The sequence below is a fragment of the Aeromonas sp. HMWF016 genome, assembly GCF_963878195.1.
GTDB classification, from domain to species: domain Bacteria; phylum Pseudomonadota; class Gammaproteobacteria; order Enterobacterales; family Aeromonadaceae; genus Aeromonas; species Aeromonas lacus.
The window spans coordinates 13722-22615 of record NZ_CAWNWX010000002.1 but is presented as its reverse complement, the minus strand read 5'-3'; the positions used below and the strand labels follow the sequence as shown (position 1 = coordinate 22615).

Sequence of the window (8894 nt, the reverse complement as noted above, 5' to 3'; positions counted from 1 at the left end):
CCACCCCCTCTTTGCCATCCTGCCAGTAGCCCCCGAGACTGGCGGTCTCATCCGCCATATCGGGATAGCGGGTGGGGCCATAGCCCCAGGTGTGGGAGACGTTCAGCTCGCCCGCCAGCTCCGCCAGCAGGTCACCGAAGTCGCGGCCGTTGTTGATGCCGACAAGCAGTCGGCGATAGGTGGCGACATAACCGTTCCAGTCCACTCCGTTCATGTCGTCGCGATAGAACTCGTCCCGGGTGAGGCGGGCGATCTGGTCAAAGGCGGCCACCATGCGGGCGTGCAGGTCCCTGCTCTGCACCAGCTCGAAAGCGGAGCTGAGCACCTCGCCGGAGTCGAGGTTAATGCGGGTGATCTCTCCGTCTCGCACCAGAGTGGCCAGGGTCGCCTCCTGATTGAGGGTGGCCATGGCCGGCCCCGGCTGATCGCCAAACAGCTGGCGGGTCTCCCCCTTGCGCAGGTCGAGCGCGTAACCCTTGATCTCGCTCTCGTTGTTGGGGCCCCCCTCTTCCACCAGATAGACGAGCTGGTCGTGGACGACCCGGCTGGCGAGCAGCGTGCCGCTGGGGAAGAGTTGTAGTGCCTCCCGATGGGAGAGGCGATCGGTCTCGAAGCCATACCCCTCCTTGGGCGGCGCCACTTCGGCCAGAAAGTCCGCCTTGGCCGCCCGGCTGCTGTAGATGCCGAGCAGGTTGCTGCCAAGGGGTTCACCATCGGCATCCAGCACCCCGTAACGGGTCGATTGCCAGTAGAGGATACCGCCATCCTGACTCCAGGCTGGCGCCCCGTCCTGATAGCCGTTGAGGCTGACATTAACCGGCTTGGCTTTGGCATCGGCCGTATCGAGCACGGCGATCTCCTGCTGGGCCGAGTCGGGGCGGAAGGTGAGCGCCAGATGGCGGGAGTCGGGAGCAAAGGCGAGCATCACCTCGTGGCGTGAGGGGTTGAAGCTGGCGGGAACTAGCTCGCGCTCTTTGTTGCTCGCCAGATCGAGCAGATGAATGGCCTGACCATCGACCACGAAGGCGAGCTGCTTGCCATCGGGAGAGAGCACCGGCCGGCTGATCCCCTTGCCGGGAATGGCCAGCAGCAGGCTCTCCTGCAAGGGGCCCGGATCGCTGAAGAGACGCTCCGGATCCGCTTTGCGCAGGCGATAGAGGGCGGCCGGCCCATCCTGTTCGGAGAGGTAGATAAGCGAGCGCTCCTTCTCGGCAAAGAGGGGGCTGGACTGCTCGCTGGGAGAGTCGGTGAGCTGGCGTACCCGCTCCCGCTCGGGATCGACGGCGAACAGGCTCCCCTCGCTCACCAGGATCAGCTCCTTGCCCTCCTCGCTGACCAGAATTGCGTCCGCCTGATTGTTGGACTGACTCTGTTCGTCCGGTTCGCTCACCACCTGTGGCGTGATGGCGAGCTTGCGCGGCTCGGTGCTGCCGGCATCGAGGCGGTAGAGCTCCCCGAGCCACGACCAGACCAGATCGCCGCTGCGCGAAGCGCTCAGACCCCGTACCGGATTGCCCTTGTAGTGGGTCAGCTGCTGCTCCTTGCCACTGGCCAGATCGCGGCGCCAGACGTTGAAGTCACCGCTGCGCTCGCTCAGGTAAAAGAGGGTATCCCCCTTGTCGTTCCAGACCGGATCGGTGGCGGCGATGCGATCCTCGGTCAGCTGACGGTGCTGCTTGCCATCGAACAGCCAGAGGCGGGAGACGGCAAACGAGTTCTGGTGCTTGCGAAAGGGTTGATCCATCGACGGCATCTGGTAGGCGATCTGCTGCCCGTGCGGGCGGGCGAGGATCGCTGGCAGTGGCAGATCGGCCTGCAGCTTGCCCCCTGTTACCGGCGCCCAATAGAGCGCGCTGCCGTGCACCCCTTCAGCCACGAAGTGATCGGCATTGGGGTCGGTCAGCCGCTGGCTGCTCAGCAGCAGCTGTTTACCATCGGAGCTGAACGCCTGCGGCAGGTCGTTGCGCGAGTCGCGGGTGAGCCGCACCATCTTGCCGCCGCTGGCGGGCACCACGAACACATCCTCGTTGCCGTAGAGGTTGGCGGCAAAGGCGATCTGCTTGCCATCCGGCGACCAGATGGGGCGCTGGCTCAGGTAGCTGCTGCCGGTAAGGGCGCTGGCCGGCCCCCCTTGTGCGCTGGTGATGAAGATCCGTCCCTGCCAGGTGAAGGCAAGCTGCTTGCCATCGGGGGAGAGGGCAGGGTCGCGCAGCCAGAGCGCATCCGCTGCGTAAGATACGGGCAGCCAGAGCAGCAGGGGGGACAACAGCAGATGGACGAAGCGGCATGAAGAGCGCATGGCATGATCCTGTCGATGGATTGAAAAGTAATCATCGCCGATCATCAGGTCATACGCCAGAACTGATGTCTGATGCTATCTTATTGTTTTGAATGTTAATTATTGATATTTGACCAACGTGAGAGGGGATCAGGCGAAACCGGTGCCAAGATATGTTTTATCGCGCATATTGAGTATTGATGGCGATCCAATATCATGGCGCTCGCTCGCCAGCAGGCGAAGATTATTCAGATGATTTGGCAACACCAAAGCCCGTATCAGAGGCTTGTCGAGGGATGGAATGAGAGCCGTATTACTGTGTTTACTGGGGCTGTGGCCCGCATTGAGTTTTGCCACCCTGTCTGCCGACATGGTGGTGGTCAAGAAGTCCACCTATAGCCTGACCCTGATGAAGGATGGCAAAGAGGTCAAACGCTACTGGATCGCGCTGGGCCCGGCGCCCAAGGGCCACAAGCAGCGGGAAGGTGATCAGCGCACACCGGAAGGTCGCTACATCCTCGACTACAAGAAGACCAACTCCGGCTATTACAAGGCTATTCACATCAACTACCCCAATCTGGACGATATCAAGGCGGCCAACGAGAAGGGGGTAAACCCCGGTGGCATGATCATGATCCACGGTCAGATCAACAGCATTGGCAACCGCAGGGTACAGCCCTCCAACTGGACCAACGGCTGCATCGCCATGCTCAACCACGATCTGGATGAGGTGTGGGATGCCGTCAAGCCCGGCACGCCCATCATCATCGAACCCTGATTGATGAACGGGGCCCGCTCCATCGAGCGGGCCCCGTTGGTTTATAGCGGATGTGATCCCGCCTTTCGGATGTCTTTTATGGACATCCACCATGTTATGAATGTCAATTCCAAAAAAACCTGCAAAAGGTGAGGATATGGGCTCAGCCAGTGAAGGAGCCTGCCATGTCTTTGACCGAAACCTGCCAGCGCATCGTGCGCGATCCCCATCTCTCTCCTGCCCAGAAGAGCCACGCGCTGGCGCTGGCCGCCGAGAATGCGCTGCCATACCCTGACCTGCCTGCCGCAGTGGCCGAGGCGATGGCGCAGGGATTTGTCTGTGACATGTTCGAGGGCCACGCCCCCTACAAGCCGCGCTATGTGCTGCCGGACTACGAGAAGTTCCTGACCCAGGGCTCCGCCTGGCTGGAGCTGGCAGCGCCACGGGATTTCGACGAAGCGCTCGATGCCCTGCGCATCCTCTATCACCACGTTCCTTCTGTCACCGGCATGCCAGTCTGGCTGGGACGGCTCGATCAGTTGCTGCTCCCCTTTGTCGGCGAGCTGGATGACGAGACTCTCTATCGCAAGCTGAAGGGGTTCTGGATCTATCTGGACAGGGTGCTGCCGGATGCCTTCATGCACGTCAACATCGGCCCCGATGACAACCGGATCTGTCGCCTGATCCTGCGCATTGACGGCGAGCTCAAGCAGGTGGCCCCCAACCTCACTTTCTTCCACGATCCGGAGCAGACTCCGGACGATCTGCTGCTGCTGGCGGTGAAGAATATCGCCGAGTGCAGCAAGCCGCACATCGCCAACTATCCGATCCATCGCGATACCTTCGACCAGCGTGGTTTTGGCATCGTCAGCTGCTACAACTCCCTGCCGCAGGCCGGTGGCGCCAACACCCTGGTGCGAATCTCCCTCAAGCGAGTCGCCGAGCAGGCACAGGGGATCGATGACTTCCTCGGTTGTCTGCTGCCCCACTATTGCCGTCTCACGTCCCAGCTGATCGCGGTGCGCGCCGCCTTCCTGCACGAGGAGTCCGGTTTCTTCGACAGCTTCTTGGTCAAGGAGGGGCTGCTGGATGAGGAGCGCTTCGTCCCCATGTTCGGCATCTACGGCATGGCGGAAGCGGTCAACATTCTGATGGATAAAGAGAATCTGCCGAGCCGCTACGGTCACGACGAAGAGGCGAACCAGCTTGGCTATCGCATCTCGGCCCAGCTTTCGGAATATGTCACTACGACGCCGCAGGCCCATGCCTGGGGTGGTCACGCTTTGCTGCACTCACAGGGCGGCCTCAGCATCGATGTGGCGGTGACCCCGGGGGTGCGGATTCCCTACGGGCAGGAGCCGGATCCAGCCAGCCATGTGCTGGCGCTGGCGCCGCACCACGGCTATTACCACTCGGGGATCAGCGAGATCCTGACGCTGGATCCCACCATCCGCCAGAATCCGCAGGCGCTGCTGCAGCTCTGCAAGGGGGCGCTCGCCATCGGTATGCGCGAGTTCACCGCCAACGTGGCCGACAGCGATCTGGTGCGGGTGACCGGCTATATGATCCGCAAGAGCGACGTGGCTCGCTTTGCAGAGGAGGGGTCGCGGTTGCAAACCACCTGTCTTGGTGCCGAGGCGAGTGAAGTGACCGCCATCCGGCAGCGGGCGCCGCGGGTAGTGGCCAATGAGTCGACCATCTGCCAGTACTGAGCCAAGTCCGATGGATGAAGCTCTGCTGGCGCGCAGCGCCCTGGTGAGCAGGGTGCTACCCTTCTCCTGCGTAGACGGGCCGGGCAACCGGCTGGTCTTGTTTCTGCAAGGGTGCAACTTCCGCTGCCCCGGCTGCCACAACCCCCACACTATCGGGCTGTGCGACGATTGCGGCGACTGCCTCGCAGTCTGTCCGAGCAGTGCCCTCACCATGAGCGAGGGCAAGGTTCATTGGCAGGAGGCGCTCTGCACCGATTGCGACGCCTGTCTGGAGGCCTGCCCGCGCAGCGCCAACCCCAAGACCGTCACCATGACGGTGGCCGGGGTGCTGGCTCTGCTGCGCCGTTATGGCCCGCTGCTGAGCGGCATCACCGTCTCGGGCGGCGAGGCGACCACCCGGCTTCCTTTCGTGGCGGCCCTGTTTCGCGCCATCAAGGCGGCGCCGGATCTGGCCCATCTCAGTTGCCTGCTCGATAGCAACGGATCCCTTGGCGAAACGGGCTGGCAGCGGCTGCTGCCGCAGCTCGACGGCGCCATGATCGACCTCAAGGGGTGGCGTGACCCGGTACACCTCTCCCTGACCGGCTATGGCTGCGAGCGGGTGCTGGCTTCGCTTAAGTTGCTGGCAAGTCACGGCAAGCTGGCCGAGTTGCGCCTGCTGCATGTGTCGGGCAGGAGCGATTTTCTGGATGCGAGTGGTGAGCTGGACGCGGATCTCGCCGCCTTCTTGCTGCAGCTTGGGCCGGTGCCCATTCGCCTTAACGGCTTTCGCCACCACGGGGTGAGGGGAGACGCGACCCGCTGGCCCGAGGCAACCCGTGACGAGCTTGATCTATTGGCAAGCCGCTTGCGTGAGGCCGGGCTGGGGCCAGTGACGCTGCCGCCGCTGCTTTGAGGTGGCGCCACGTCATGGCAGGCCGGGCGGTCAAAGCGGACAACTGTGATTTCTGTCTATTGGAGGGGGCGAGGGGGACGGCTAGAATATCGGCCATCCTCTTCCCTGCAATGACAAAGAATCATGAGTGAAAGCAAGGCGTTATATCGGGTTCAGTTTATTTGCCACAGCGAGCGCTACGAAGTGTATGTGCGCGAGGTGAATCAGGGCCAGCTGTTCGGCTTTATCGAGATCGCCGATTTTGTGTGGGACAACCACACGGCGCTTATCGTCGACCCCAGCCACGAGAAGCTCAAAAACGAATTTGCCGATGTTTGCCACACCATGATCCCCATGCATCAGGTGCTGCGCATCGATCAGGTGCAAAAACAGGGGGCGGCCCGCATTACCGAGCTGGGCAACAATGTCTCCCACTTTCCCAGCCCCATTTACACCAAGCGCCCCTGATGGCTGTGCCGCCCGGCTCAGGGCGGCGTCAACTCCCGACCCAGTTGCAGGATCCGCTCGCGGAACCAGTGACGAGCCGAACCATCGCCGGCCGGGCCATACCAGACCAGACTGTGGCTTACCTTGCCGTAATCGAACGGGACCTGCCGGATCACCAGATCCTGCTGGCTGGCCATGCGTGTCGCCCAGCCACCGATGGCGGTAAGAATGAGATCGCAGTGAGGTAGCAGGGCAGCGGCGCTGGCAAAATCGGGCAGGGTGGCGCCAATCTGCCGGCGTACCTGCTGCTGGGCCAGACTCTGCTCGAAGAAGGGGTTGGCCAGCTCGCTGTCGCGGATGGCGATGTGGCGCCAGCTCAGGTAAGCATCGAGATCCCAGGGCTGTGCCAGCGCCGGATGATCTTTACGCAGCAGACAGACCAGCTGCTCTTCCCGGAGTGTCTCCCACACCAGCCCTTGCTGGCGCGGCAACGGCTGGCTCTGATCGTGAGGCAGGATGACGAAGTCGAGTTTGCCCGCAGCCAGTGCCTCCAGCCCCTGCTCATCCTTGTTCCAGATCTCCGGCACCATGCCGGGCACCTCTCTCATCAGCTGCCCCAAAATCGGCCCCACCGGCCAGCTCATCACGCTCTCGCGCAATCCCAGCCGCAAGGTGCCTTGCCACTGCAAGGGGTCGAAGGAGTTCTGGCGGGTCAGTCCGCTCAGTTCGCTCAGCAGTCGGTGCAAGGTCGGGGCCAGCCGTTCGGCAAAGGGGGTGAGCAGCAACTGGTTGCCCTGGCGGTAGAGCAGCTGATCGCCGAGCTGCTCACGCAGCTGGTTGAGGGTCTTGCTGACGGTCGAGGGGGTGGTGCAGAGCCGTTCGGCGGTGCGGGTGACGCTCTGGTTGTCGAGCAGCAGGTGCAGGGTGACCAGATGGCGACCGCCCAATCTCGAGAGTGCGATCAGATCCATAAAGACTCCACAAGCGAATGAAACAGACAAAAAGCCCCGCCAAAGCGGGGCTGATGCGGATTAGCCCTTGAGCACCGCCGCCATGGCATCGGCCACGTAGTCGACGTTGCGACTGTTGAGGCCCGCCACGCACATGCGGCCGGAGCGCACCAGATAGACGGCGAACTCCTCGCGCAGGCGATCTACCTGCTCCGGCGTGAAGCCGGTGTAGCTGAACATGCCACGCTGGTTGATGAAGTAGCCAAAATCACGGCCCGGCACCTTGGCGCTCAACACCTCGAACAGCTTCTGGCGCATCGCCTTGATGCGGGTGCGCATCTCGGTCACCTCGTCGACCCACAGGGTGTGCAGCTCGGGCTGGCTCATCACTGCTGCGGTGATCTGGCCACCGTGGGTGGGGGGGCTGGAGTAGTTGCGGCGTACGGTGGCCTTCATCTGGCCCAGCACCCGGCTCGCCTCTTCGGCATCTTGACAGATGACCGACAGGCCGCCGCAGCGCTCACCGTAGAAGGAGAGGTTCTTGGAGAAAGAGTTGCTGACGAAGAAGCTGACGCCGGCGGCCACCATGGCACGGATGGCGTAGGCATCCTCTTCCAGCCCGTCGCCGAAGCCCTGATAGGCGATGTCCATAAAGGGGATCAGGTTCTTCTCGACCACCAGAGTTATGACCCGATCCCACTGGGCGCGGGAGAGATCGACCCCGGTCGGATTGTGGCAGCAGGGGTGCAGCAGCACGATGCTTTTCGCCGGCAGGGCGCTCAGGCAGTCGATCATCGCATCGAACTGCACGCCGCCGGTGGCCGCATCGTAGTAGGGGTAGTCGTGCACCTTGATGCCGGCTCCCTCGAACATCGCCTTGTGGTTGTCCCAGGTGGGATTGCTGACCCACACCTCGGAGGTCGGGAAGTAGCGCTTGAGCAGATCGGCGCCAATCTTCAGCGCGCCTGAGCCACCGATGGTCTGGATGGTGGCGATACGTCCCGCCTTGACCGCTTCATGGTCGGCACCAAACAGCAGATGCTGCACCGCAGTGCGGTAGTTGGCGGCACCCTCCATCGGCTGGTAGGGACGCGGCGCCGGGGCGGCAGCGCGCTGGGCTTCGGCCTGCTGCACCGACGGCAACAGCGGAATGCGACCCTGCTCATCGTAATAGAGGCCAATCCCCAGGTTCACCTTCTGCTCGCGGGTGTCTTTGTGGAAGGTCTCGACCAGGGTCAGGATGGGGTCGCCAGCATAGGCATCGACGTGTTCAAACATGGGGGGTCCTTGCGAAATGGAATCCAGAGTATGGCGATCAATGATCGGCGCTCATCATGGCGTAAAGCCGGCGAGGGCTCAAGTCAGAAAGGGGTAGGGCTGGCGGGCCGACACTGGTCTGCTGTAAACGGGATGATGCGGGGCTACATGCAGCCCCATGTGAGGCCTTACTTCAGATAGGATCGCAATACCCGCACTACCTGATCCAGATCCTCCAGCCGCTCGGCGTGGGTCGCCTCTTCGGCCCCCAAGTGTTCGCGCATGTGCCCCTCCAGCACCTCCAGCATCAGGCCGTTGACGGCGCCGCGGATGGCCGCGATCTGCTGAAGGATGGCGCTGCAGTCGCTCTCCTGCTCCAGCGCGCTCTCCAGTGCACCGGCCTGTCCCTTGATGCGGCGCACCCGAGCCAGCAGCTTCTTCTTGTCGTGGATGGTGTGTGACATGCAGGATCCTCTCGATCAATAAAACTATACTGGGGTATAGTATATTGCATTGTCGTTCTCAGGAGAAATTCATGTCATCCCTCGCCTCATCCCACTGCCACCAACCCGTTGTACACGAAGGCAATCCGCTGGCCGAACAGAAGACACGCTGGGCC

General features: G+C 62.4%; 8 protein-coding genes. 4 read left to right on the top strand and 4 right to left on the bottom strand.

What is annotated here, in order from left to right; translation table 11 throughout:
- Positions 1-2299, bottom strand: a 2299-nt coding sequence (locus tag AACS24_RS00125) for a peptidase S41 (RefSeq protein ID WP_375124422.1), incomplete at its 3' end; no start/stop codon positions are given.
- A 280-nt stretch (positions 2300-2579) separates the two neighbouring features.
- Here AACS24_RS00125 and AACS24_RS00120 point away from each other — a divergent pair.
- From AACS24_RS00120 to AACS24_RS00105, 4 genes are all read left to right on the top strand, one after another.
- Positions 2580-3056, top strand: a complete 477-nt coding sequence (locus AACS24_RS00120; protein WP_181364269.1) for a L,D-transpeptidase family protein — start codon at positions 2580-2582, stop codon at positions 3054-3056.
- Positions 3057-3220: 164 nt separating this feature from the next.
- Positions 3221-4747, top strand: a complete 1527-nt coding sequence (locus AACS24_RS00115) for a YjjI family glycine radical enzyme (protein ID WP_108572007.1) — start codon at positions 3221-3223, stop codon at positions 4745-4747.
- A 10-nt stretch (positions 4748-4757) separates the two neighbouring features.
- Positions 4758-5642, top strand: coding sequence for a YjjW family glycine radical enzyme activase (locus AACS24_RS00110; protein WP_181364268.1), 885 nt, complete (start codon positions 4758-4760; stop codon positions 5640-5642).
- Between the two features lie 123 nt (positions 5643-5765).
- Positions 5766-6089 carry a DUF1820 family protein gene (locus AACS24_RS00105; protein ID WP_108572006.1) on the top strand — a complete coding sequence of 108 codons (324 nt, stop codon included), beginning with the start codon at positions 5766-5768 and terminating at the stop codon, positions 6087-6089.
- A 17-nt stretch (positions 6090-6106) separates the two neighbouring features.
- Here AACS24_RS00105 and AACS24_RS00100 read toward each other — a convergent pair whose 3' ends face one another.
- The 3 genes from AACS24_RS00100 to AACS24_RS00090 all read right to left on the bottom strand — a co-directional run bounded on the left by AACS24_RS00100 (position 6107) and on the right by AACS24_RS00090 (position 8739).
- Positions 6107-7039, bottom strand: coding sequence for a LysR family transcriptional regulator (locus AACS24_RS00100; protein WP_108572005.1), 933 nt, complete (start codon positions 7037-7039; stop codon positions 6107-6109).
- Positions 7040-7099: 60 nt separating this feature from the next.
- Positions 7100-8296 (bottom strand): amino acid aminotransferase, encoded by a 1197-nt coding sequence (locus AACS24_RS00095; RefSeq protein WP_108572004.1) that lies wholly within the window; start codon positions 8294-8296, stop codon positions 7100-7102.
- 167 nt (positions 8297-8463) lie between these two features.
- Positions 8464-8739: a metal/formaldehyde-sensitive transcriptional repressor gene (locus AACS24_RS00090; RefSeq protein ID WP_108572003.1), complete on the bottom strand. Its 276-nt coding sequence runs from the start codon at positions 8737-8739 to the stop codon at positions 8464-8466.
- Positions 8740-8894: the final 155 nt, after the last annotated feature.